This is a genomic window from Amycolatopsis sp. NPDC003731 (genome assembly GCF_053586895.1).
In genome coordinates, this window is record NZ_JBSFNC010000104.1 from 1 (window position 1) to 24270 (window position 24270).

Genomic DNA, 24270 nt, shown 5'->3' on the forward strand with positions numbered 1-24270 from the left:
TCTTCCCCTCCCCGACGCTCTCCCTCTCGGTGCGGCTTCCACCGGTGTCGCGAATGACTCATTCGGGACGCCTGAGGTCCGCAATGAGTCATTCGCGACGTGCGAACCCGCGGCCGACCGGGCTGACAGCGGCCGCGCGGTCGGCTAAAGTCGTCCCACGCTGTTAGCGCTAACAGCACGTTGGAGGGCCCACCGATGACCTCACCCGAACTCACCCGGGAGCTGTTCGGCCAGGCCGGCGGCACCGACGTCCACCGGTACACGCTGGGGCGTCCCGGCGGACCGGTCGTGCGCGTGCTCGACTACGGCGGGGTCATCCAGTCGCTCGAAGCGCCCGATCGCGACGGGCGCCTCGGCAACGTCGTCCTCGGGTTCGCCGACCTCGACTCCTACGTCGCCAACAACCGGCCCGACGCGGACCGGGTGTTCCTCGGCTCGGTGATCGGCCGGTTCGCCAACCGGATCGGCGGCGGCACCTTCACCCTCGACGGCGTCCAGTACCGGGTGCCGCTGAACAACGGCAAGAACAGCCTGCACGGCGGGCCCGCCGGGTTCGACACGCGGGTCTGGTCGGCGACCGAGATCCGCGACGGCGACGGCGTCGCCGTCCGGCTCACCCTGATCAGCCCGGACGGCGACCAGGGCTACCCCGGCCGGCTCACCGCCGAAGTCATCTACCGCCTCGACGCGCACGACCGCCTGCGCATCACCTACCTCGCGACCACCGACGCGCCGACCGTCGTCAACCTGACCAACCACACCTACTGGAACCTGGCCGGCGAAGGCACGGGCGACGTCCACGAGCACCGCCTGGAGATCGCCGCGAGCCGGTTCTGCCCGACCGGCGACGACCTGATCCCGGCCGGCGAGCCGGTGCCGGTCGAGGGCACGCCGTTCGACTTCCGCCGGTGGGCGCCGATCGGCGCCCGCGTCGGCGAGCCCGACCCGCAGCTGGCGATCGGCCTGGGCTACGACCACAACTGGGTGCTCGACACCGGGGCGCCGTTCGCCGCCCGGGCGTGGGACCCGGGGTCCGGGCGCCTGCTCACGATGTGGACGACCGAGCCGGGCCTGCAGTTCTACTCGGGCAACTACCTCACCGCGGACCTGACCGGCACGAGCGGCCGTCCGTACCACCGCGGCGCCGGGTTCGCGCTGGAGGCGCAGCACTTCCCGGACTCCCCCAACCGGCCGGACTTCCCGAGCACGGTGCTGCGGCCCGGCGAGGTCTACCACCAGGAGACGGTGTTCGCCCTGACCACCGCGGACGAGCCGCCGGTGGCGTGAGCGACAATCGCGGGGCGCACGCCCGGGCCCGCCGCTAGCCTCGCCGGTCATGGGAGATCTTTCCGCCGTCGCCTGGGACCTCGCGCCCACCGGCACGCTGCGCGCCGCGATCAACCTCGGCAACCCCGTGCTCGCGCACGGCACGCCGGCGGAACCGGGCGGGATCACGGTCGACCTCGCCCGCGAGGTGGCCGCGCGGCTCGGCGTCCCGGTCGGGTTCGTGTGCTCCGACGCGGCCCGCAAGTCGTTCGAGGCGCTGACCTCGGGCGCGGCCGATCTCGGCTTCCTGGCGATCGAGCCCGCCCGCGCCGAACAGGTGACCTTCACGGCGCCGTACGTCCTCATCGAAGGCGTGTACGTCGTCGCCGACGGCTCGCCGCTGGCGTCGCCCGCCGACGTCGACCGGCCGGACGTCCGGATCGGCGTCAAGCAGGGGTCCGCGTACGACCTGTACCTGACCCGCACCCTCCGGCACGCCACCATCGTGCGCGGCGAGGACGGTGTCACGGCGTTCGAGGCGGAGAGCCTGGAGGTTGCCGCCGGGATCCGCCGGCCGATGACCGCCTACCTCGCCGCCCACCCCGGGACCCGCGTGCTCCCGGGGCGGTTCATGGAGATCCGGCAGGCGGTCTGCACCACGCCGGACCGCCGCCCGGAGACGATCGCGTTCCTGCACGAGCTGGTCGAGGAGCTCAAGGCAACCGGGTTCGTCGCCGACGCGCTGCGCCGAGCCGATCAGGACGCCACGGTCGCCCCGCCCGCCTGACCGGTTACCTGCCGGTCACGCCGTCGATCAGCTCGCGGCCGACGTCCACGTGCCCGGCGTGGCGGGCGAAGCTCTGCACCAGGTGGCACAGGATCCACGCGAACGTGGGGTGTTCTTCGGCGCCGCCGCGGCGGGTGGTGCGGACGGCCCGGCCGTCCAGCGGGGTGACGGCGGCGAGCCGGGCGCAGTTCTCGCGTTCCGCGAGGAAGAACGCCGAGATGTCCGCCGACGGTTCTTCCGGCGCGACGAACCACTCCTGCTCGGCGGTGCCGGGCCAGGAGAAGTCGACGTCCTCGCCGGCGAACAGGTACCGGATCCAGAAGCGTTCGGTGCAGGCGAGGTGCTTGACCATGCCCAGCGGCGTCCAGCCCGACGGCAGCACGCTCCGGCGCAGGTCGTGCTCGGAGAGGCCGTCGAGCTTGCGGAGGATGGCGGCGGCGTTGTGGTCGAGGTAGCCCAGCAGCAGCGCACGCGGATCGGCCAGGGTGGGCGGGGGTTCGGGTGTCTCGACCATGATCGAAAAGCTACTGGGCGGCGACCCGCGACACCGGGTTCCCGCGCCCGCACGACGGGGTGACCGGTGGGTCAGACCGACGTGGCCGCCCAGTGCCCCAGCCAGAACTCCCGCCACACCACCGTGACTTCCCGGACCGCGAACCCGCCCGGGTCCTCGTCCAGCGCGGTCTTCCACGCGTCTTCCAGCCCGACGCACAGTTTCGAGGGTGCGATCTCCACCGCCGTGCTGGTGAACCGCTGCTGGACGAGGTTCAGCGGCACCGAGAACTTGCCCTTGCCCCGCAACAGGGAATTGCCCAGGTCCCGGCAGATCAGGTATTCGAGGTTGGGCGCGTCGCGGGCTTCGGCACCGGCCGCGTCGCCTTCCGGCAGCGGGAAGCCCATGTAGTCGAAGGCCTGCCGCAGCGCCCGCACGGCGACGGAGATCCCGCGCGGAGTCCATTCCATCTGCCACGAGATCCAGATCGCCAGCCGGCGCTGCGCGGCCGGGTGCACCACCGGGACCACCGGGCCGGCCAGCGTCTGATAGTCGCCGGCCCGCTCCCACAGGTGGTCGCTCAGCTCCTGGCCGTGCTTGCCGTTGGGCACCTTGGCGAACCCGGCGAACATGGTGGTGATCGCCGTGCGGGGGTCTTCGCTGCTGTGGGCGACCGGCAGCGCGACTTCCTCGGCCGGGGTGACCACGCCGAGCTGGAGGTGGATGAACGCGAGGTCGTCGAGCAGCGTGATCGACGCCCCGACCACGCCGATCTCCGGGAACTGCAGCAGCAGGGACACGAGCGCGTGCGTCGAGCCGACCCGCGCCGGGCCCACGAAGGTGACCGGGATGATCGTGGACAGCACGCCTTCGGGTGCTTCGCCGGGGTGCGGCTCTTCCGCCGGGTGGGCGCGGATCCGGAACCAGTTGCCGGTGCGGTGCCCGAGCCGGGTGTCGGCCAGCCAGAGGCGGAACCCGCGTTCCTCGCAGTACCGGATGATCCGCTCGGCGATCTCGAACGTCAGCTCGGCGCTCGGGTGCTGCAGCGCGATCGAGAACCGGACGGCCAGCGACGCGGCCCGCGGGATCCGCTCCTCCCGGTATTCGGCCTCGACCTCCACGGGCAGCTGGACCGGGCACTGGATGGACAGCAGCGGCCCGCGGGCCACCTCGACGGCGATCTGGCTCAGCGTGGCGAGCAGGTTCTTGATCTGGGTGCCGTGGCTGAGCCGCAGTTTCGCGGGCTCGTCGGCGATCGCGATGATCCCTTCGATCCGGCGATCGGACTCGGCCAGGAACGTCAGGTTCGGCCGGGCTGTGCCGCGGAAGACGTGGCTCAGCTCGTCCGAGCCGAAATCGAGTTCCGGTTCGACGGTGCTGCCGTGGTCGCGGATCCGGAGCCGGTCGGGCTTCTCCCCGGTCCGGATGCCGACGACCAGCCCGGCGCCGTGGGCGCTCGAGGAGAGCGTCTCCAGGAAGAACCGCGACTTCGGCTCGCTCCGGCCCTCCCCGGTGACGAGCCCGACCAGGTAGCCGGGCCGGTCGACGAGGTGGTGCACCTCGAAGTCGACCTCGGTCAGCGGCTGCCGCAGCGACCAGTAGCCCGCTCTCGCGAGGTTGGCCAGCGCGTGCGCCGAACGGGCCTTCGGCGCATCGCCGGGCATGTTCGTCCCTTCGCTCATGAAAGTGACCCCGAGGAGGAGAAGATCGCGTCCGGCGTCCGGCGGCGCTGCTTGCTCGTCCCCCGGCCGTCGACCCAGTGCGGCGCGCCCATGAGGTGCAGTTCCTCGGCGTCCTGGCGCGGGTCGCGGCGACGGCTCCACGCCGAGCGGATCGGCGGCACCAGGGCGATGGCCGCGAGCAGGGGCACCACGGTGGCCAGCCCGAACGCGACGGGCAGGACCGACCGCGCGGAGTCCGCGGCGATGGCCGCGCACAGCAGGGCCATCGCCCCGATGCAGACGTGCGCCACCAGCCGCGGCAACGCCCGCAGGTGCCCCGCCACGGAATGCCGGTCCGGCAGCGGCAGCCGGGAGTACAGGAAACCCGGGACGAGCAGCAGCACGGCGATCAGCGCCCCGGGACTGTTCGACGCGCTCGACGCGCGCAGCCGGACGGCGCCGGCGCCCCAGTACGGCCAGAAGTGGTGCCCCGCGAAGGTGGCCGCGGAGTAGGCGATGAGGGCGACGGACAACGCGTAGAGGAGCACCGTCGTCGGGCTCGACGGGGTGGCGTCGCGCAGCAGGATCCCGGCGCGGGTCCGGATCTGCGCGCCGTCGAGCGAGCGGACGGCCCGCCGCCGCCAGTAGACGCTGGCCTGGTTGCTGGTCGGGTTGTCCTCGGTGGCGAGGTCGTATTCGAGTTCCTGCGCCTCGAGCTCCCGGGCGGCCTGCCCGAGCCTGGCCGGCTCGACGACCGGGTGGCGGATCAGCGAGTTGTCGAGCGCGGCACCGTCGGCCACGGCTTCGCCCGAGATCGCCGCCCAGCCCAGCTCGGCGACACCCGGCAGGTACTGTTCGGGCACCGCGATCCGCGCGTGCTCGGCGTCCCACTGCCGGCGGCGGAGCAGGTCGGCGAGCCGGCGGAGGGTCGTCTGCGTCTGGAGCTCGAGGATCTTCGAGTAGGGCGACTTCCGCGGCGGCGCGGCCGCCGGCCCCAGCCGGGTGGCGAGGGTCTTCAGGTCCGTGACGAGCTCGCCCGCGAGGCCCTGATCGGCGTCGGTCCGGAGGTAGATCTTCTGGATGTGCACCCCGGGCTCGGTCTCGACGACGAGGTGGTACGACCGCAGGCTCGCCGGGATGGCGCCCTCGTACTGGACGAGGTACCCGCGGCTGCTGGCCCGCAGCGTCCCGCTCCACGACCAGCGGGGCCGGGGCTTCTCCACCGCGAGCGGGGCCTCGTAGGTGAGCAGGTGCTCGTCGGCCCCGCGGTCCATGGCCACCACGAGCAGGTAGTTGTTGACGGCGACGTCGAGCAGCGCGAAGTAGTCCCCGAGCGGCTCGCGGTAGTCGGCGAGCAGCTTCAGCGCCTTGCGGCGGCAGTCGGCCGCGTGCCCGGCCGTCATCCCCGGGGTGAGGTCCCGCGGGCGCGGACCAGTCGGCCGGCTGCGGTCGGTCAGCAGCGCGAGCAGGGCCGCCTGGATGAGCCAGCGCGGTTCGTGGTCCTGGTAGAGCAGCCGGGCCAGCGGTTCGTCGCGCCGGGCGTCGGGGAACCCGGTGAGGATGCCGCGGAGCAGGCGGTACAGCCCCGAGGCGAGCAGCCGCGAGGTCTCGTACTGGGTGAGCCGCGGCAGTTTCCGGCCCGAGGCGTCCCGCACGTCGACGGGCGCGGCCGTCCGCGAGATCCGGGCGACGGGCACCCACATCTCGGAGGCGACGAACGCCGGGCCGTCCGGCTGTTCCGCGCCGTCGGCGCGGTGGCTGGCGATGCTGCGGAACAGTTCGGAGGCCTGCCGCTGCCCTTCGTCGAGCATCCCGAGCCGGACGTCCACCTCGGTGATCCGCCGCGCGACCCGGTGGTCGACCAGCGAGATCCGCTCGGTCAGCCGCCGCACGTGGTTGAGCCGCAGCGCGGTGTCCAGGAAGGAAAGCCCCACGGCGGCCCCGTCGAGCGACAGGCGGGGCGGCGCTCCCGGCACCGGCATCGACCGAATGGCCTCCTCCAGCAGCGAGAAACCGTCCATTCGCCTTCCCTCCCCAGGTGCCGCCCCGGATGCACCGGCGGGGACTAGGTCGGCGAATCACCCTCCGGGGTTACAGATCGAACGCCATCGTCCTCCGATTTCTGTCGTCATCGATCCGACATTGCGCCTTCTCGACGGTCGCAACGAGTGCTACCTTCCAGGTGGCGGACAGGCCGAGAACGAGGAGCGGCGATGCAGCTTTCTCCCAGCGCCCACACGGACTCGTTCTGCCGCGACCGGCTCCCGCCGCCCGACCAGTGGCCGCGGCTGGTGTTCGACCTGCCGGAGCTGCACTACCCCGACCGCCTCAACGCCGCGACAGCCCTGCTCGACGGCACCGCCGCCCGCCTCGGCCCGGACCGCCCCTGCCTGCGCTCACCGCACGAGACGTGGACCTACGGCGACGTCCTGGCCCGCGCCAACCGCATCGCGCACGTCCTCACCGCCGACCTCGGTGTCGTGCCGGGCCACCGCGTCCTCCTGCGCGGCACCAACACGCCGTGGCTCGCGGCCTGCTGGCTCGGCGTCCTCAAGGCGGGAGCGGTCGCCGTCACGACGATGCCGATGCTCCGCCGCGGCGAGCTCGACAAGATCACCGAACGCGCGCAGCCCACGGTCGCCCTCTGCGACGAGCGCCTCCTCGACGAGCTGCCACCCGAGCTGCCGGCCGTACCCTTCGGCACCGAACGCGCCGAACTGGCCGAGCGCTGCGCCCGCCACCCGGCGACCTTCGCCGACGTGCCGACGGCCGCCGACGACGTCGCCCTGCTCGCCTTCACCTCCGGCACGACCGGGACACCGAAGGCGACCATGCACTTCCACCGCGACCTGCTCGCCATCGCCGACACGTTCTCCCGCCACGTCCTCCGGCCCACCCCGGACGACGTGTTCTGCGGAACCCCGCCCCTCGCCTTCACCTTCGGCCTGGGCGGCCTCCTGGTGTTCCCGCTGCACGCCGGCGCGTCGGTGCTCCTGGTCGAACGCGCGACGCCCAAGGAGCTGGCCTCGATCGTCGCCGAGCACGGCGTGACGGTGCTGTTCACCGCCCCGACCGCCTACCGCGCGATCCTCGGCGCCGGCGACGGCTCCCTGCTGGCCGGCGTCCGCCGCGCCGTCTCCGCCGGTGAAGCCCTCCCCGCCGCCGTGGCCGAGCAGTACCGCGACGCCGTCGGAGCACCGTTGATCGACGGCATCGGCAGCACGGAGATGCTGCACGTGTTCATCTCCGCGGCCGGCGACGACGCCCGCCCCGGCCGGACCGGCAAGGTCGTCCCCGGCTTCCGCGCGGCCGCCCTGGACCCTGACGGCCGGCCGGCCCCGGACGGCACACCCGGGCTGCTCGCCGTCCGAGGGCCCACCGGCTGCCGCTACCTCGGCGACCCGCGCCAGACCGACTACGTCCGCGACGGCTGGAACATCACCGGCGACACCTACGTCCGCGAGCCCGACGGCTACTTCCGCTTCGTGGCGCGCAGCGACGACATGATTGTCTCGTCCGGCTACAACATCGCGGCTCCCGAGGTCGAAGAGGTACTTCTGACGCACCCGGACGTCGAGGAGTGCGCGGTCGTCGGCACGCCCGATCCGGATCGGGGTGCGGTCGTGACCGCCTTCGTCGTGCTCCGGCCCGGCGCCGCCCCGGGCCCGGACGTCGTGCACGCCCTGCAGGAGCACGCCAAAGCCGTTGCCGCGCCGTACAAGTACCCGCGCCGGGTGCGCTTCCTCGACACGCTGCCGCGCAACGCCAGCGGCAAGCTGCAGCGGTACCTGCTGCGCGAGCGCTGACGGGGGTGACGGGCCCGCTGCCGAGGTGGGGTGGCGGTGGGCCCGTCACGTCTGGAGGAGGACATGGACCCAGCCTAACCGAGAATTCGAACACATGTTCAGGGCCATCCGAGTGGTTTCCGACTACGAAACGTCACCGCGAACCGGTCTTTCTCCGGCACAGCAACACTTCCGAGTGACGCGCAGTCCGAAGTGGACACACCCCGACCACCGCAAACGAGGCATCGGCGAAGCGCCCGGCGTCGTCACCCGGCCCGCCACGAGCGCCCCGCCGGAGCACCCGATTCCCCCGCCGTCACCGGGAAAACCCCTCACACCGCCCTGACCTGCACCGAGGACCATCACCCTGGCGCGCCGCCGAGGCGGTGACAGCCCCGGAGACCCGACCCCATAAAGTCTTCGCGCAGCCATCGGAGGTGACCACCCGCGTGCCCGACGTCGACTACTACGAGGTGCTTGGCCTCCGTCGCGACGCCACGGCGGCCGACGTCAAGACGGCCTACCGCCGGCTGGCCAAGACCATGCACCCGGACGGCGGCGGCACGGTCGGCACGTTCCGCCTGCTGCGCGAGGCCTACGACGTCCTGAGCGACCCGGTCGCCCGCGCGCGCTACGACTCCGGCGGCGCGACCGTGGTGCCGGTGCCGGTCCGGCCGCGTCCCCGGCGGCGCTTCGGCGACGAGCCCGGTTTCGTCCCCGACCTGCCCGAGCTGGACGCCGAGGACCTCGGCTGGTGGCACTTCGCGGGCGAGGACACCCGGATGCGGCACGGCCGCCGCCGCGGGCCCGGGCACACGCCGGTGGTCGTCGCGGTCGCCGGGATGGTGCTCGTCCTGCTGCCGCTGGTCACCGGCGTCGGCTTCAGCACGCCGGTGCTCATCGTGTGGCTGCTGCTGACGGCCGGGACGGCCCTGCTGGTCCAGCGGCTGGCCCGCGGGTACCTGCGGGCCGCCAAGGCGCGCGAGGCGTACGCCGAGGAGTTCGGCGACCGCACGGTGTTCGGCGCGCCGGGCACCGAGCGCGACGAGCTGCCCGAGCGGCTCACCGCGGACCTGCTCGAGGGCTACCTGACCCGCCTGCCGGGCGCCCGCATCTTCCACGGCCTCGCCTGGCCGGGCTCGGTGTTCGCCGACGTCGACCACGCGGTGCTGTGCGGCAAGCGGCTGGTGCTCATCGAGTCGAAGCTGTGGCTGCCGGGCCACTACGAGACGGCGGAGGACGGCAGGCTGCTGCGCAACGGCCGCCCGTTCCGCGGCGGCGGCAGCCGGCTGGCGGAAAGCCTGGCGGCCTACCGCGGCCTTCTGCCGGGCGTGACGCTGCGGGGCGCGATGATCGTGTACCCGAGCCGCAGCGGCGACCTGACGACGGCGGACCCGGGCGACCTGCCGGTGGCGCCGATGACCCCGGAAGAGTTCCTGCACGAGATCGGCGCATGGCTGGCGGCGGATCCGTCCACAGTGGACCACGAGACGCTGCGGACCCTGCGCGACCAGGTAGTCGGCGGCGGCCGGGCGGCATGAGCAGCCCCCGATTTCCACGCTACCAGGGGGCGCCGACAGTTCCGGGGTCTCCGCGTGACCGCCCGGAGCGCGGGACCGGCAATCCCGATCGCCGTGGCGTCGGCGGCCCCACGACGTGAGTCCCGCCGCCACCCTCGGCACCGTCCTCCTGGCCTACCTCCCGGCCGCGGTCACCCCCGGCCCCAACTTCGTCCTCATCGCCCACACCGCCGCCACCGGGACCCGGCGCGCCGCGGTCGCCATCGCGCTCGGGGTGGTCGCCGCGGGCGGGCTGCTGGCCGCGGTCGCGGTCTTCGGGCTCGGCACGGTCCTCGCCCGCACGCCCTGGCTGGCGACGGCGTTGCGCGTCGCGTGCGGCGGCTATCTCGCGTGGCTGGGGGTGCGGCTGTGGTGGCGGGCCCGCGCGCCCGTGAAGCCGCCGGAGGAGAAGCTCGGCCACGGCAACGCGTTCGGCCGTGGCGTGCTCAGCAACCTGACCAACCCCAAGGCCGCCGCGTTCTTCGGCAGCGTCCTCACCGCCACTCTGCCGCCCACCGAGCCCACCGCCGTCAAGGCCGCCGCCGTCGCGCTGATCGTCGCCGCCTCGGCCGGCTGGCACCTGAGCGTTGCCCTGCTCTTCTCCTCCCCCGCCACCCAGCGCTGGTACGCCCGCGCCGAACCGGCGCTCAACCGCGTCGTGGGCACGGTTCTCATCGCCCTCGGCATCGCCCTCGCCGTAATGCCGTGAAGGCCTCCCCGCGCGAGCGAGGAGGCCTTCATGGATCAAGCGGAAACTACCGGACACCACCCGAAGCGCGCTGCTTCTGCGCGTGCGCGGAGCGGGTGCAGACCTCGCCGACGTCGACCGTCTGGCCGCGGTCGGCGAAGACGTCCGCCACGCCGACGAGCTTGCCGTTCGGCGTCGAGCAGGTCAGCTGGTAGGCCTCCTTCGTCCCGTACGTCGGCGGGATCGGCGACGAGAACGAGACGTCGCCGGTCCAGTCGTCGGTCGCACCCGGGTTCGCCTGGTCGTAGTTGACCACCACGGCCTTGTAGTCACCCGCGGGCGGGTCGAACAGCACGGCGTGCTCGGACGTCGTGCCGCCGTTCGCCGACGAGCTGACCAGGTTGCCCGCCGCGTCGTAGATGAACAGGTCCCAGTCGGTCGACGTGCTCGCCCAGTTGATGTTGACGCTGAACTTGCCGTTGTCGACCTTCGGCAGGCCGTCGACGTGGAAGGTGAACGTGTCACCCGCCGGATCGGCCGGGTAGTTCTGGTTGATCGGCGGCACGCCCGCCGGGTTGGTGACCGGGAAGCCCTGCTGCGCCGGGCCCTGCGGGTCGCGCCCGTACCGGCCGGCCACGTACGGCCGCGTCGACGGGTTGACCGACCAGGCGAAGCGCCCGCCACTGGCGGTGAACTTCGAGTTCAGGTCGTCGGTGATGTAGATCGGCGGCTTGGTGGAGCCGTCGGGCTGGATCACCGGCGACGTCGGCGTCTGGAACGTCTTGTGCAGCTTGAGCTGGTAGCCCTTGGGCGCCGAGCCGATCAGCGTGGAGTGCTGCTGCGGGTCGGAGGCGTTGCCGAGCATGTCCAGGAACGCCTGGCGGTTGCCGCCCTTGCCGGCACCGGCCGCGGGCGCCAGGCCCTCGTACTCGGCGACGACGCTGTCGGCGTAGGGCCCGTGGAAGCCGTTGCCGCCGACCTCGATGGTGAAGCCCCAGCCGCCGGTGGCCCAGTACGACCAGTCCTCGGTGGTGCCGGTCGTGTCGTAGAGCGCCCAGCTCGGCTCGCTCGTGTAGCCGTTGCGCGAGGCCAGCTTGTCGCCGAGGGCCTTGTACTGCGGCTCCTCCAGCGGCGGGCGGACGTCCGCCACGCCCGGCGGGCGCAGCACCAGCGCGGCGACGGTGTGCATCGTCAGCAGGTTCGTCACCTGGCGCGAGGACACGATCGAACGCACGTTGCGCACCTCGGGCTCGCTGAACGGCGCGGACCCGCGGAAGGTGTCACCGCTCCAGGCCACCTCGGCGCCGTTGCCGCCCCAGAAGCCGCCGTAGTTGCGGTTGGGGTCGGTGCCGCGGATGCGGCCGCCCGGGTTCGCCTTGCAGACACCGGTCGCGAACTGCGGCGGCGAGTCGTTGACGTTGCAGTTCTTGCGCTTCATCTCGTAGTCGAACCGGGTGAAGTCGCCCTTGGGCTCGGCCTCGCGGGAGATCTCGAAGCCGTCCGGGTTGATGATCGGCACGACGATGTTGCGCGTCTTGCTCACCATCGACCGGATGGCCGGGTCCTTGGCGTAGCCGTTGACCAGCTCGTACGCCCATTCCATGACGTGCTCGCCGGCCGGCCACTCCCGGGCGTGGTGCACGCCCATGGTGAAGTTGACCGGCTTGCCGTCGGTCACGTTCTTGACGTCGGTGGCGATTTCGACGCCGACGACGTCCCGGCCTTCCCACGTCGATTCCGGCATGGTGAACGCCGAGACCAGGCCCGGGTTCTTGCGGGCCAGTTCCTTCATCTCGTAGTTGTACTCGTAGAGGTGCCGGTAACTGGTGCGCCCGGACGGCAGCGCCGAAGCGGCGGTCTTCGCGGCGTACTGGCGGTCGGTCTTCGCGTCCTGGACGGACTTGGCCGACAGGTCCGCCTCGATGACCTTCGACTTGAAACCGCTGTTCTTGAGCGTCTGGCGGTCGGCGTCGCCGGCGAGGACGACCTCGACCCCGGTCGCGTCACCCTTCTCCGTGACGTCGAGGCCGAGAGCGGTCAGCTTGTTCTTGTCGGCGCGCGTGGGCGTCTCGACGCGGACGAGCTCCGCACGCTGAGCCGCCGCGGCTGCGCCGGTCGGCGTGCCCTGCGGGGTCAGCGCCAGGAAGTCGACCCCCAGCTGGACCTGGCCGGCCGAGCCGCCGTACCGGCAGCCCTGGACGACGAGTTCCTGCCCCTTCTTCACGAAGCTTTCGGCGAGTTCGTGGCTGCGCAACGCCGCCGAAGCGGCGACCACCGCACCGGTGGCCTTGTCGAAGACGGCGACGTCCCAGTCACCCTCCGCGCCCTGCGCCTTGAGCCGCGCCTGGACCAGACCGTCCACGGTGGACGTCAGCTCGCGGCGGTCGGTGCCCGAAGTGCCCTTGGGCAGCAGTTTCGCGAAGCACGAGCGCGCCACCGACTTGTCGGCGCGCAGGATGTTCTGCGCCGCGCCCGCCGTGCCGGACGGCAGCGCGACGAACGTTCCGGCCAGTGCGACGGCCGAAGCCAGCATCACCAGCCGTCTTGGTGAATTCCCCACAGGAAGCGACCTCCTTGACCGAGACCGGTACGCACGGACGTACCGGAACCGAGCGACCATAATGGAGGAAATCCGGCCGCGGACACCGCCGTAAGTCGTACAGCGTTCAACGCCCGCGCTCCTTTCACGGGGAGTTCAACCACCGGTCGGCTACTGTCGGTTCATGGTCACAGTCCCTGCGCGACGGGTGTCGGTCGCGGTCTCGCTGACGGGCATTGCGGCCTTGGTGATCGGTGCCGGCCTGGTGCTGTTGCTGCAGGTCATCCCGCCGACGGACGAAATCAGCGTCACCCGCCGCACGATCAGCGAGTACGGCCTGTCCGACCACAAGTGGGTCTTCGACCTCGCGGTGGTCCTGGTCGCCCTCGGCTCGGCGGCCGGGCTGGCGGTCCTGCGCGGCCAGCGCCGGCTCCCGGTGCCCGCGGCCGTCCTGGGGACACTGTGGACGGTCGGGCTGCTGGTCATCGTGGCGTTCCCCAAACCGGACTGGGCCACGGTCTCCCGCGCGGACTTCGGCGGCACGCTGCACCGGATTGCGAGCGTGGTGGCGTTCGTGGCGCTGCCGCTGGCGGTCCTGGTCGCGGCGCGCACGGCGTTCCCCTCGTCGCCCGGGCGCCGCCGGCTGGCGATCGTGCTGGCGGTGGCCTCACTGGGCTGGTTCGCGGTGATCCTGGGCGCGGTGGTGGTCGCCGCCGCGGAAGACGGCCGCTGGTGGACGTTGATCCCGCTCGGCCTGGTGGAACGCGGGATGGCGCTGACGGAGCTGGTCGCCTTGGGCGTCTTGCTGGCGCCGGTCGGGGCGAGGTCCGGGCCGCGGCGATAACCTACAGTGTAGGTACGCCGACCGGAGGGGATGTCATGACCGGAGCCCTGTCCTGGACTAAACCCGTGGTGCGCTGGGGCCTCGGCCACGCACTCCCCCGGACCGTGCTGCGGCGCGAGGCCAAGCGCGGTGACCTGCAGGGCCGCATGGTCGTCGCCGCGGCCGAGGGGCGGGACCTGACCGGCCTGTTCGAGGAGATCCGCGGTGCCGGCCCGCTCGCGCGCACCCGGTTCGGCTGGATGACCACCACGCACGCCGCCGTCCGCGAGGTCCTGGCCAGCGAAGACTTCCGCGTCGGCGTCATCGGCTCGGACGGCTCCGCGCTCGGCCGGCTCGTGGAGTGGTCGGCCGGCGAGCACCTGCACCCGGTGCGGCCGCCGTCACTGCTGGCCGTCAACCCGCCCGAGCACACGCGGTACCGCAAGCTGGTCACCGGCGTGTTCACCGTGCGCGCGGTCGAGCAGCTGCGCGGCCGGGTGCAGGAGATCGCCGACGGCCTGCTCGACGGGCTCGACCCCAGCGCCCCGATAGACCTGGTCGAGTCCTACTGCGGGCTGCTGCCGGTGACGGTCATCAGCGAGATCCTCGGCGTGCCGCCGTCCGACCTCGGCAAGGTGCTTTCGCTCGGCGCGGCCGCCGCACCCAGCCTCGACCTCGGGCTCGGCTGGCGCACGTTCCGCCACGTCGAGACCGCGCTGGCCGAGTTCGACACCTGGCTCGGCGAGCACCTCGACCACCTGCGCCGCCACCCCGGCGACGACCTGTTCAGCAAGCTCGTCGCCGCCCGCGACGGCGGTGTCGGCCTCACCGAGACGGAGCTGAAGTCCACCGCGGGCCTGGTGCTGGCGGCCGGCTTCGAGACGACCGTCAACCTGCTCGGCAGCGGCATCGCGCTGCTCGCGGCCGATCCCGGGCAGCTCGCGGTGCTGCGTGAACGGCCGGAGCTGTGGGCCAACACGGTCGAGGAGGTGCTGCGGTACGACCCGCCGGTGCTGCTGACCGGCCGGGTCGCCACGCGCGCGACCGAGGTCACCGGGGTTCCGCTGCCCCGCGGCGCGCTGGTCACGACCGTGCTGGCGGGCGCGAACCGCGACCCCGGGGTGTTCGCCGACCCGGCCGTCTTCGACGTCACCCGCGACGGCGCGCGCGACCACGTGTCGTTCGGCGCCGGCCGCCACCACTGCCTGGGGGCGTCGCTGGCGCGCATGGAGGGGGAAATCGGCCTGCGCACGATCTTCGACCGGTTCCCCGGCCTGCGCGTGCTGCCCGGCGGCCGCCGCCGGTCGACGCGCATCCTGCGCGGTTACGAGAACCTCCCCGCGGTGCTCACGCCGTGACGACCCGGCGGGGCCGGCCGCCCCAGGGCGTCTTGTCGCGCGAACGGATCCTGCTCGCCGGGCTTGCGCTGGTCGACGAGGAAGGCCTGGAGGCCGTCAGCATGCGCAAGCTGGCGCGGCGCCTCGGCGTCGACCCGATGAGCCTGTACAACCACGTCGACGGCAAGGACGCGCTGCTGGACGGGATCGCCGAGGTCCTGCTCGCCGCGATCCCCGAGCCGCCGGCCGGGGCGGACCTGCGGGAGACGATGTCGGCGCTGGCGCGCGGGTTCCGGGCCGCGCTGCTCGACCACCCGCGGGCGGCCCCGCTGGTGCTGACCCGCCGGCTCGCGTCGATGACGGCGCTCGCGCCGGTGGAGGCGGTGCTCGCCCCGCTGCTCGCGGCGGGTTTTCCGCCGGACCGCGCGGTGCACGGGCTGCGCGCGGTGCTGGCGTTCCTCATCGGCACGCTGATGCGCGAGGTCGAGGCGGCGCCGACGTTCGGCGGCAGCGTCCAGCGGCTCGCGGACCTCGAGCGGTCCGGCCTGCCCGTGGTCGCCGTGGCGGCGCCCTACCTGGCGGTGTGCGACCACGAAGCGGAGTTCGAGTTCGGGCTGCGGATCATGCTCGACGCGCTGGGCGAGCCCTAGCGGATCCGTTCGTGCAGCGCGGCCATCCGCCGGTCGAGGTCGGCCGCGGTCCGGGCCGCGGCCGCGAGCTCGCCGGCGAAGTCGGCCGGGACGCTGTCGCGGTACTTGTAGGAGAGCTTGTGCTCGACCGCGGCCCAGAAGTCCATGGCGATGGTGCGCAGCTGGACCTCGACCTTGACCTTTTCGACGCGGTCGGAGAGGAAGACCGGGATCCGGACGATGAGGTGCAGGCTGCGGTAGCCGTTCGCCTTCGGCTTGGCGATGTAGTCCTTGGTGCGCAGCAGCTCGACGTCGTCCTGCGCGGTGAGCATCCGGGCGACCTCGTGGACGTCGGAGACGAACGGGCAGACGACCCGGATTCCGGCGATGTCGTCGAGGACGTGCGCGGCGGAGACCCAGTCGCCGCCGAGCCCCCGGCGGCGCACCTTTTCCTTGATGGCCTCCGGCCGCTTCACCCGGCTGGTGATGTGCTCGATCGGATCGTGCTGGTGGACGAAGTCGAACTCCTCGCTGAGGATCCGCAGCTTCGTCATCAGCTCTTCGATGGCGAACTTGTACATCAGCAGGAATCGCGGGAGCTGCCCGGCGACGGCGAGCTCGTCGGCCGCCTCGCGCAGGTCCTCGGCCGCCGGGTCGGTGGTCACTGAAGCCTCGTGCTGTCGTCGGTCGTCGGGTGCGGGAACCAGGTTACTGGGGTGCACAGGGTGAACGAACGACGGCGGCCAGAAGTTCCCGAGAGTCACCGGATCGGGTGGCGAAGTGACGGAGGGTGTGCACCGGCCCGCTTCCGGTGCACACCCTCCTGGCCTCACTTGCCAGCGGTGGCGGTAGCCTTTTGAGCTGCTTCGGCGACGCACTTCTCCGCGACCGCGGCGGCCTGCTTCGCCGCGTTGGCCTGGTTCTTGTTCTTTTTGTTGTTTTCGGCCTTGTTCTCGGCCTTGTTTTCGGCCGTGGCGGTGTTCTGCTGCTCGGCGGCGGCCCCGTTCTGGTCGGCAGCGCCGGCCTGGGCGACGCACTCGAGGACGGCCGCGCAGTCCTGCTCGGCCGCGGCGGCGTTCTGGGCCGCGTCCTGCTGGTCGGCCATGCCGTTTTCGTTGGCTGCGCCGTTTTCGTTGGCCATGCCGTTTTCGTTGGCTGCGCCGCTCGGCTCGGCAGCGCCCTTCTGCTGCGCCATGCCGTTCTGGTCGGCCATGCCATTTTCGTCGGCCATGCCGTTGCCGCCGGCCATGCCGTTCTGCTTGGCGGCATCCTTCTTGTCGGCCATGCCGTTCTGCTCAGCGGCATCGTTCTGCTTGGCCGCGTCGTTCTCGCCGGCCATGCCGTTCTGCTCGGCGGCACCGTTCTGCTCGGCGGCACCGTTCTGTTCGGCCATGCCGTTGCCGTGGGCCATGCCGTTCTGGTCGGCCATGCCGTTGGCGTCGGCGGCTCCCGCGGCCTGCGCCACGCACTTCTCGACCACACCGCAAGCCAGGGCCGCCGCGTCGGCCTGGGCGGCCGCTTCCTGGGCGGCCTTGGCGTTCTTCTCCGCGGCCTTGTTCTTCTTGGCCTTGCCGTTGGCGGCGGCGGATCCGTCCTGCGCGTCGGCTTCCTGGCCTGCCATCCCCTTCTGGCCGGCCATATCCCGCTCGCCGGCCATCCCGTTCTGATCCGCCATGCCGTTCTCGCCGGCCATTCCGTTCCCACCGGCCATGCCGTTCTCGCCGGCCATACCCTGCTCGCCGGCCATCCCGTTTCCGCCGGCCATCCCGTTCTCGCCCGCCATGCCCTGCTCGGCGGCCTTGCCGTTCTTCGCCTTACCATCACCCTCGGCCGCGTTCCGGCCGGCTTGCTTCTTCTCCGCGGCCTTGTCCTGCCGGCCTGCCTGGGCCACCGCCGCGCACTCGGCCGCCACCGCGTTCGCCGCCACCGCTCCGTCGCAGCCCGCTGCCGCCCGGCGTTGCTTGATCTGATCCACCACCGCCTGGCGGTTGGCTATCCTCGCCGGCGATTGGGCGTCCGGGGCCGCCTGCTGGCCCGCGATGAACGTCAGGTTGTTCTGCAACGCCGTGTCCAGGCCGCCGCAGCTTTCCGTGGCCGCGTTGCTCGCCGGGCTGCTGAGCGCGATCGCCGTCGCGGTCGCTCCCGCGACTCCCAGCAGCGCGACCAGCCCGATCGTCGCCGGTTTGCGGTGTCGTCCGGTACTGCGCACGTGGGGCATCGAGCCCCTCCTCTCTGGTCGCCACCTCACCGGGACACACGGCACCACGCCGGGAATGGTTCACCGGAAAGAAAAACCGACCAGAGAGTGTCCACTGTGGACCAAGAGGGTGCAGCTCACCCGGAGCCGGCGGTCCGCCGGTCCGGTTCCTGACTACCAGGGCCGGGGTTAGCGCGAGGTAAAGGCTCAGCCCAGTCCGGCCAGCTGCGGCACGGCCGGTGCCATGCCTTCGATCCACGCGGCCGGCGAACCCGTTGTCGGCGTGACGATCGCCTGCTGGATGCCGAGCTTCGCGTAGTCCTCCATCGAGCGGACGAAGTCGTCGCGGGTTTCCGGTGTCGGACGCGGGTTGTTGGCCAGGACCGTCTTGCGGATCTCGTCGTAGTCTCGGCCGACGTCGTCGCAGTGGCGGCGCAGCACGTCCAGCTTGTGCTCGACGTCCGACGGCGAAGAAGCGAACAGGTTGCACGCGTCGCCGTACTGGGCGACGAGCCGCAGCGTCTTGCGCTCGCCGGCGCCGCCGATGAGCACCTTCGGCCGGCTGATCGGCTGGGGCGCGCACAGCGTCTCGGCGAGCTGGTAGTGCTTGCCCTCGAACGGGCCGTTGTCCGCCGGGTCCCACATCTGCCCGCAGATCCGCAGCGTCTCCTCCAGCCGCTCGAACCGCTCGGCGACCGGCGGGAACGGCACGCCCATCCCCCGGTGCTCGCGCTCGAACCACGCCGCGCCGATGCCCAGCGCCGCCCGGCCGCCGGAAAGGACGTCGAGGGTGGTGACGATCTTCGCGAGCAGGCCGGGGTGCCGGTAGGTGACGCCGGTGACGAGCAGGCCGAGTTCGATCCGGGACGTGTGCGCGGCGAGGAACCCCAGCGTCGTGTAACCCTCCAGCATGTTGGCCTCGGCGGGCAGGCCGGTGGGCTCGATCTGGAAGTAGTGGTCCATGAAGGACAGCCAGGTCGCCCCGGCCTCCTCCGCCGCGGCGCCCACCCGGGCGAGCTCACCGGCGATGGCGGTGGTCCCGCCGTCGATGTCGAAGATGGGAAGGTGGAAACCGAGCTCCATGAAGCATTCTCCTGACGATTCGGTCGGCGTGACCTCACGCTAGAGGCTGGAGCGCGCTCCAGGTCAAGCCACGGACACCGGCGCGGCGCAACGTCTTCGGGAAGCTCAGGCCCGGTAGTCCTCGAACTCCCAGAGTCCGTACCGGCTCAGCTTCGCGGTGACCTCCGCCCAGTTCGCGCCGGTGCAGCGGGCGACCAGGGCGTCGAAGTACGCGACCAGCGCGGGCCAGTCGAAGCGGTCGACGATCACGTGGTGGCGGCCCGAGATCGGCCCGCCGCGGGCCTGTTCGGCCAGCCACCCGGGGCTGCAGACCTCGAAGTCGAACGATTCCTCGCCCGGCTCCCCGGCCGGCCCGGCGATCAGCTGGACCAGGAACATGAACCGCCCGGGATCGTCCGGGACGTAGGTCGCCGGCTCGATGTCCGGGGTGAGCAGGTACCGGATCTCGGCCCGGGCGTCCGTGGTCATGGGGTCAGTGTGCCGGTGGCCGTCGCCAGGAACTGCGCCACCTCGGCCGGATCGCCGCCACCCGTCGTCACCGGGACACCCGCCGTGCGCAGGCGGTCCGCGAACTCCGCCGATTTGCGGCCGCCCGCAATCAGGAACGGCGGGGCGCCCGTGCCCGGGTACGTCAGCGGGCTCGCCTCGCGCAGGGTCGCCGGGGAACGGCCCAATGCCGCCAGCACCGACGCGCGGGTGAGCGGGTCCTGGCCCGCGAGGTCGAATTCGGCCGGGGCGTCGATCGCCGCCACCGCACGGACCTCCGGCGTTCCGGCCACCCCGAGCAGGGACGCCAGCGTGCCACCCGCGCCCGTCCCGACCGCCGTGATCCGGGCCGGGTCGAGGTCCAGCTCCGCCGCGTGGGCCTCGAGGAACCGGACCGCGCAGCGAGCGTCGTCCAAGGGAGCCGGCCAGCGGGCGGCGGGGGCGAGGCGGTAGTCGATCGCGGCGACGGCGAATCCGCGGGCCGTCAGTGCGTCGCGCAGCGGCCCGAGCCGCGACCCCGCCAGCAGCGCGCCCGGCCCGGTGGGCCTGCGGTTGCCCGCGATCAGGCCGCCGCCGTGCAGGAACAGCGCCACCGGGGCGCCACGCGCGGCCGGGCGGGTGAGGTCCATTTCGAGGGGAATCCCGTCCGCGCGGCAGTATTCGACGGTGCTGCCGTCGAGCAGGGTCGAGGCGGCCGGGCTGGTGATGCGGTCGCCGGCCGCGATGGTGCCCGCGGTGCCGGCCGCGAGCACCAGCAGCAGCACGGGGAACAGCACGATCCACGCCGCCACCCGCCGCGGCGCCGACGGCCGCGGGTGCGCTCCCCGCCGTGCCACGACCAGGAACCCGAAGACGGCGATGACCTGCAGGGCGGCCGCGAGGTAATCGGTGAAGCCGAGGACGGTGTCCGCGGGCTGCCACGGGTCGAGGCGGGTCAGCAGCCCGAGCGGCCGGCTCGCGACCCACAGCGCGAGGCCGGCGGCCGCGGTGACCGCCGCGGCGTGCGCGGTCTTGCGCGTCGGCCACCCGAAAACGGCGACGAAGGCGATGAATTCGACCACCGCGACCAGGGCGAACAGCATCGCGTAGAACTGCCAGAGGCGCCAGAGACCCACCACCGAAGCGGCCGGGATCAACGCACCGCCCAGGGCCGCGAAAGCGGCCGTGATCAGCACCGGACCGCGCCGCAGCGGCGGTGGTCCGAGGTAGCGGGCGGTCGTCGACGGGCGGCGTGTGCCGGGGTACCCGTCGACGACCTTCATGCCGCCAGTGTCACCCTGGTTTCGCGAACGCGCACCTACTTGCGGGCCGCCGTGTAGTTCCGGAACAGCAGGTAGGTGTCGAGGATGTCGGACGACGCGCTCTGGACCGACCGGTAGATCCCCCACTTCGGGCGGACGTAGTCACCCTGGTCGGGGAGGTTCACGTTGCTCATGCTGCCCTGCGCGGCGACCGGCGCACCCGATCCGGTGCCGTTGCGGATGACGCAGGCCGCCTTGCCCTTCGAGCCCGGTGTGAACGTCCACTCGATGGTGATCCACTTGTCCCGCAGCGGCGCCAGTTCCGTGGCCGCGATGCTCGGCGAACCCGAGTTGGCGTACGCCCGGGCGTTGAGCATTTCCTTGCTGCCGCTGCGGGTCAGGTCGAGCGTCACCCACGGCCCGCCGTTGGTCGACGGCGTCTTCGTCTGGAAGATGTGGGTGAACTTGCTGGTGCCGTGCAGCGAGGCCGGGAGGTACATCTCGTAGGAGAGCGTCCAGGTCTCGCCGTTGTGCATCTTCAACGTCGTGCCGTTCTGCACCATGCCCTTCGATTCGGTGCGCTGGCGGTCGCCGCCGCCGGTCGTGTCGCGGTCGTCCTTCCAGATGTTGAACCGGTAGTGGTCGCCTTCGACGACGACGTACTTGCGGTCGGGGTGGTGGTGGCCCCGGTCGGCTTCGATGCCCTCGAAGGCCTTCAGGCCGTCGGCGGCGGGGTCCGGGTGCCACAGCGGGGCCGCGTGGGCGGGACCGGCGGCGCCCAGGACGATCGGGACGGCGAGAACGGAGGCGGCGAGCGAGCGCAAAGCCGTCCGGCGGGGGAATTCCGGCATCTTCGGCGTGTCCTTCCTGACGGAGTACGGCAGGGGTGCACATCGGCCGGCGGACGGGCCCGGAATCGGGCTGGTCATCCGATGTCTTGCGTTATGAACGCTAGAAGAGACCCCGCCCTCTGTCAACGCCGACCCGGTTGCAGCCGCGGTTGGCCAAGAATTCATCGGACCGCTCACCGGCTCAGGCGTAGCACTCGGCCAGCGCGCCGAAGGCCGCCTTCGGCTCCCACGGGACGTCCGGGTACGTCTCCCCCGTACCCTCTTCCAGGACCTTCACCACGCCCCAGCTCGCCATGTCGAGGTCGGTCCGGGGATCGGCCCGGTGCACCAGCCCGTAGCAGACGAACGTGCAGGCGAAGGCCGCGTCGACGCCTTCCGCCGTGAAGATCTCCAGCAGTTCGCGCAGGTAGCGGGCCTGTTCCTGTTCGTCCCGGACGTAGTCGCCCGTCAGCCGGACCGGGACGTCGTCTTCGTACTCGAGGATTTCGCCACAGCGGGCGCCGAGATCGGCCGCGCCCCGGTAGGGCGTCACGCCGAACTCCGTGATCGCCACCGGTTTGCCCGCCGCGACCAGGCTCCGGACGCCCTGGCGGTAGATGTGCTCCACCTCCTTCGAGCGGTGCGCGTCCACCGACACGATGTCGAACGGCGTCCAGTCGACGCGCTCCAGCGGAATCGCCGCGTAGGTGACGCGGCCACCGAACCGGGCGCGGACCACCTCGGCCGCGCGGGCCAGGAACGCGTTGACCCGCTCCGGCAGCCCGGCCACCAGTTCCCTCGACGCCAGGAGGTTGTCCAGGCGCTCGGTGATGCTGCCGCCCGGCAGGAAGCCGTGGCAGAACAGGCTCAGCTCGGCGCCGGTGACGAAGACGATCTCGGCGCCCGCCTCGCGGAGGCGTTCGGCCCGCGCCGCGCCGTCGGCGAAGAGGTCCAGGAGATCCTCCGGACCGAGGTCCCACGGGAACGGCGAGAACCACACCTCCAGCCCCAGCGCGGCCGCCTCGCGCGCGGCGAACTCGATCCGGTCCAGGTCGGTGCCGATCAGCCGCACCGCCGTGCAGTGCAGGTCGTCGCGGATGATCGCCAGCTCGCGGCGGACCAGGCCTGGGTCGAACGGGCGGTTGACGCGCCCGCGGACCTCGAGCCCCGTGTCGTAGCCGATTCCTTTGGCTCGCATGTCTTCCTCCCAGATTTAAGGTACGGTCCGTACCGTACCGTAGGATGGTGTCATGGCGACACCGAAGACCCGGCGCCGGGGCACCGAGCTGGAAGAGGCGATCCTGCGCGCGGCGGCGGCCGAGCTCGCCGAGGCCGGCTACTCCGGCCTGACCATGGAACGCGTCGCCCAGCGCGCCGGGACCAACAAGAACGCGATCTACCGCCGCTGGCCGAACCGCGCCGCGCTCGGCGTCGCCGCCTACCGCCACCTCGCCGAGGACACCCTGAAGCCACCCGACACCGGCAACCTCCGCGAAGACGCGCTGACGCTGCTGCGGGCGATCAACTGCGGTCAGACTTCGCCCGCCGCGCGCGCCCTTCGCAGCCTCCTCACCGGCGTGGGTGACGAACCCGAACTCCGGGAGCAGCTGCACGAACAGGCCGCTTCCGGCGGAACCGCGGCCTGGCTGACCGTCGTCGAGCAGGCGGTAGCGCGCGGGCAGGCCCGGCCGGAGGCCCTGAACCCGCGCGTGGCCACCGTGGCTCTCGTGTTGCTGCGCAACGAATACCTCACGCACGGACTGACCACAGTGGCCGATGACATCCTGGTCGGGATCGTCGACGACGTCTACCTGCCGCTGGTGCGCGCGTGACCGGCCGCCTCGCACGCGACGAGAAGATCGCCGCCGCCTTGGCGGAAGCCGGCGACGACCTCCTGACCACGGCACGCCCGCTCGGCACCGGCATCGGCGGCTCGTCCTGGCTGCTGCAGGTGGCCGGCGAGCCCGTCTTCGTCAAGCGCGTCCCGCTCACCGCCGTCGAACTCGCGAACCCGCACTCGACGGCCGACCTCTACGGGCTGCCGCCGTGGTCGCACTACGGCGTCGGGTCCGCGGGCGGCGGAGCCTGGCGCGAGCTGGAAGCACACCTGATGACGTCCGCCTGGGTCCGCGGGGGCGAATGAGAAAACTTCCCGCTCCTGCACCACTGGCGGATCCGGCCGGGCCTGCCGCGCCCGCAGGCCGACATCGAGGCCGACGTCGCGTTCTGGCACGGCAACCCCGGCGTGCGACGGCGGCTGGAAGCGCTGGCCGGCTCCGGCACCGACCTCGTGCTGTTCCTCGAGTACCTGCCGCACAGCCTCGCCGGTTGGCCCGGGGACGACCTGCCGCTCGAAGAAGACCTGCGGCACATCACCGATTTTCTGGCCACGAAAGACGTCCAGCACTTCGACGCGCACTTCGCCAACATCGTCACCGACGGCGAACGGCTCCACCTCACGGACTTCGGCCTGACCGTGGCCGCGAGCTTCGACCTCTCGGACGCCGAAGCGGAGTTCCTCGCCGACCACGACGGCCACGACCGGGCCTACGTCCTGACCCACCTCGTCAACCGGGTCGTCCGCGGTCTGCGCGACTGGCCGGATGCCCGCGCTCGCAATGACTTCGTCCGCGCGTGCGCCGCCGGCGAGGTGCCGGACCAGGCGCCGCTGCTGCGCCGGTACGCCCCCCTCGCCGCCGTCGTCAACGACTTCTACTTCGCCCTCCACACCGAGAGCCGGAAGACGCCGTACCCACGGGAAGCGATCGCCGAGCAGCTGGCCCGCCATCCGCACGGCTCTTGACCACCGGGACCGCGCCGACCTAGAGTCAGCGTACCCGAATCATGTTAACGTTAACATGCGCAG

The 24270-nt window shown here is 72.0% G+C and carries 22 protein-coding genes; 11 read left to right on the forward strand and 11 right to left on the reverse strand.

The features are described from left to right. Window positions 1-195: 195 nt before the first annotated feature. Together ACWDN5_RS32775 and ACWDN5_RS32780 are read left to right on the forward strand one after the other, a co-directional pair. Window positions 196-1287, forward strand: coding sequence for an aldose epimerase family protein (locus tag ACWDN5_RS32775; protein ID WP_449678991.1), 1092 nt, complete (start codon window positions 196-198; stop codon window positions 1285-1287). Window positions 1288-1336: 49 nt separating this feature from the next. Continuing rightward, complete coding sequence (locus ACWDN5_RS32780) at window positions 1337-2053, forward strand: transporter substrate-binding domain-containing protein (RefSeq protein WP_449678992.1); 717 nt, start codon at window positions 1337-1339, stop codon at window positions 2051-2053. 4 nt (window positions 2054-2057) lie between these two features. On the opposite strand, the gene ACWDN5_RS32785 is transcribed toward ACWDN5_RS32780, so the two are convergent. From ACWDN5_RS32785 to ACWDN5_RS32795, 3 genes are all read right to left on the reverse strand, one after another. After that, on the reverse strand, window positions 2058-2567 hold the full coding sequence (locus ACWDN5_RS32785; protein WP_449678993.1) for a DinB family protein: 510 nt from the start codon (window positions 2565-2567) through the stop codon (window positions 2058-2060). Between the two features lie 71 nt (window positions 2568-2638). Beyond that, complete coding sequence (locus tag ACWDN5_RS32790) at window positions 2639-4228, reverse strand: hypothetical protein (protein ID WP_449678994.1); 1590 nt, start codon at window positions 4226-4228, stop codon at window positions 2639-2641. Continuing rightward, window positions 4225-6228, reverse strand: a complete 2004-nt coding sequence (locus ACWDN5_RS32795) for a hypothetical protein (RefSeq protein WP_449678995.1) — start codon at window positions 6226-6228, stop codon at window positions 4225-4227. The genes ACWDN5_RS32790 and ACWDN5_RS32795 overlap by 4 nt, the downstream gene beginning before the upstream one ends. A gap of 192 nt (window positions 6229-6420) precedes the next feature. Between ACWDN5_RS32795 and ACWDN5_RS32800 the strand changes: the two genes are divergently transcribed. The 3 genes from ACWDN5_RS32800 (at window position 6421) to ACWDN5_RS32810 (ending at window position 10260) form a co-directional block, all read left to right on the forward strand. Next, the gene (locus ACWDN5_RS32800) at window positions 6421-8013 is read left to right on the forward strand and encodes an AMP-binding protein (RefSeq protein ID WP_449678996.1); all 1593 of its coding nucleotides are present in this window, start codon (window positions 6421-6423) and stop codon (window positions 8011-8013) included. Between the two features lie 428 nt (window positions 8014-8441). Next, window positions 8442-9533, forward strand: a complete 1092-nt coding sequence (locus ACWDN5_RS32805) for a J domain-containing protein (RefSeq protein ID WP_449679010.1) — start codon at window positions 8442-8444, stop codon at window positions 9531-9533. 115 nt (window positions 9534-9648) lie between these two features. Beyond that, window positions 9649-10260 carry a LysE family translocator gene (locus tag ACWDN5_RS32810; RefSeq protein ID WP_449678997.1) on the forward strand — a complete coding sequence of 204 codons (612 nt, stop codon included), beginning with the start codon at window positions 9649-9651 and terminating at the stop codon, window positions 10258-10260. Window positions 10261-10306: 46 nt separating this feature from the next. Here ACWDN5_RS32810 and ACWDN5_RS32815 read toward each other — a convergent pair whose 3' ends face one another. After that, window positions 10307-12772 carry a M14 family zinc carboxypeptidase gene (locus tag ACWDN5_RS32815; RefSeq protein WP_449679011.1) on the reverse strand — a complete coding sequence of 822 codons (2466 nt, stop codon included), beginning with the start codon at window positions 12770-12772 and terminating at the stop codon, window positions 10307-10309. Between the two features lie 190 nt (window positions 12773-12962). Here ACWDN5_RS32815 and ACWDN5_RS32820 point away from each other — a divergent pair, with 190 nt between their 5' ends. From ACWDN5_RS32820 to ACWDN5_RS32830, 3 genes are read left to right on the forward strand one after another with little or no spacing between them, the layout of a single operon-like run. After that, window positions 12963-13622 carry a DUF998 domain-containing protein gene (locus ACWDN5_RS32820; RefSeq protein ID WP_310975431.1) on the forward strand — a complete coding sequence of 220 codons (660 nt, stop codon included), beginning with the start codon at window positions 12963-12965 and terminating at the stop codon, window positions 13620-13622. A gap of 35 nt (window positions 13623-13657) precedes the next feature. Further along, complete coding sequence (locus ACWDN5_RS32825; RefSeq protein ID WP_449678998.1) at window positions 13658-14959, forward strand: cytochrome P450; 1302 nt, start codon at window positions 13658-13660, stop codon at window positions 14957-14959. Next, on the forward strand, window positions 14956-15588 hold the full coding sequence (locus tag ACWDN5_RS32830; protein WP_449678999.1) for a TetR/AcrR family transcriptional regulator C-terminal domain-containing protein: 633 nt from the start codon (window positions 14956-14958) through the stop codon (window positions 15586-15588). Before ACWDN5_RS32825 ends, ACWDN5_RS32830 begins: the two co-directional genes overlap by 4 nt. Here ACWDN5_RS32830 and ACWDN5_RS32835 read toward each other — a convergent pair. From ACWDN5_RS32835 to ACWDN5_RS32865, 7 genes are all read right to left on the reverse strand, one after another. Continuing rightward, a complete protein-coding gene (locus tag ACWDN5_RS32835; RefSeq protein ID WP_310975426.1) occupies window positions 15585-16232 on the reverse strand; it encodes a GTP pyrophosphokinase in 648 nt (215 codons plus the stop codon). The genes ACWDN5_RS32830 and ACWDN5_RS32835 overlap by 4 nt on opposite strands. A 164-nt stretch (window positions 16233-16396) precedes the next feature. Then, window positions 16397-17785, reverse strand: a complete 1389-nt coding sequence (locus ACWDN5_RS32840) for a hypothetical protein (RefSeq protein WP_449679000.1) — start codon at window positions 17783-17785, stop codon at window positions 16397-16399. A gap of 186 nt (window positions 17786-17971) precedes the next feature. Then, window positions 17972-18847: an LLM class F420-dependent oxidoreductase gene (locus ACWDN5_RS32845; RefSeq protein ID WP_310975422.1), complete on the reverse strand. Its 876-nt coding sequence runs from the start codon at window positions 18845-18847 to the stop codon at window positions 17972-17974. Window positions 18848-18952: 105 nt separating this feature from the next. Then, a complete protein-coding gene (locus tag ACWDN5_RS32850; RefSeq protein ID WP_449679001.1) occupies window positions 18953-19315 on the reverse strand; it encodes an immunity 8 family protein in 363 nt (120 codons plus the stop codon). Then, window positions 19312-20595 (reverse strand): alpha/beta hydrolase, encoded by a 1284-nt coding sequence (locus tag ACWDN5_RS32855; RefSeq protein WP_449679002.1) that lies wholly within the window; start codon window positions 20593-20595, stop codon window positions 19312-19314. The genes ACWDN5_RS32850 and ACWDN5_RS32855 overlap by 4 nt, the downstream gene beginning before the upstream one ends. A 35-nt stretch (window positions 20596-20630) precedes the next feature. Then, window positions 20631-21425: a hypothetical protein gene (locus ACWDN5_RS32860; RefSeq protein ID WP_310975416.1), complete on the reverse strand. Its 795-nt coding sequence runs from the start codon at window positions 21423-21425 to the stop codon at window positions 20631-20633. A 181-nt stretch (window positions 21426-21606) separates the two neighbouring features. Next, window positions 21607-22602 carry a hypothetical protein gene (locus tag ACWDN5_RS32865; protein WP_449679003.1) on the reverse strand — a complete coding sequence of 332 codons (996 nt, stop codon included), beginning with the start codon at window positions 22600-22602 and terminating at the stop codon, window positions 21607-21609. Window positions 22603-22654: 52 nt separating this feature from the next. Here ACWDN5_RS32865 and ACWDN5_RS32870 point away from each other — a divergent pair, with 52 nt between their 5' ends. From ACWDN5_RS32870 to ACWDN5_RS32880, 3 genes are all read left to right on the forward strand, one after another. Then, window positions 22655-23236: a TetR/AcrR family transcriptional regulator gene (locus tag ACWDN5_RS32870; protein ID WP_310975413.1), complete on the forward strand. Its 582-nt coding sequence runs from the start codon at window positions 22655-22657 to the stop codon at window positions 23234-23236. Further along, window positions 23233-23547, forward strand: coding sequence for a hypothetical protein (locus tag ACWDN5_RS32875; protein ID WP_449679004.1), 315 nt, complete (start codon window positions 23233-23235; stop codon window positions 23545-23547). Before ACWDN5_RS32870 ends, ACWDN5_RS32875 begins: the two co-directional genes overlap by 4 nt. Window positions 23548-23649: 102 nt before the next feature. Further along, complete coding sequence (locus ACWDN5_RS32880; protein ID WP_449679005.1) at window positions 23650-24207, forward strand: hypothetical protein; 558 nt, start codon at window positions 23650-23652, stop codon at window positions 24205-24207. Window positions 24208-24270: the final 63 nt, after the last annotated feature.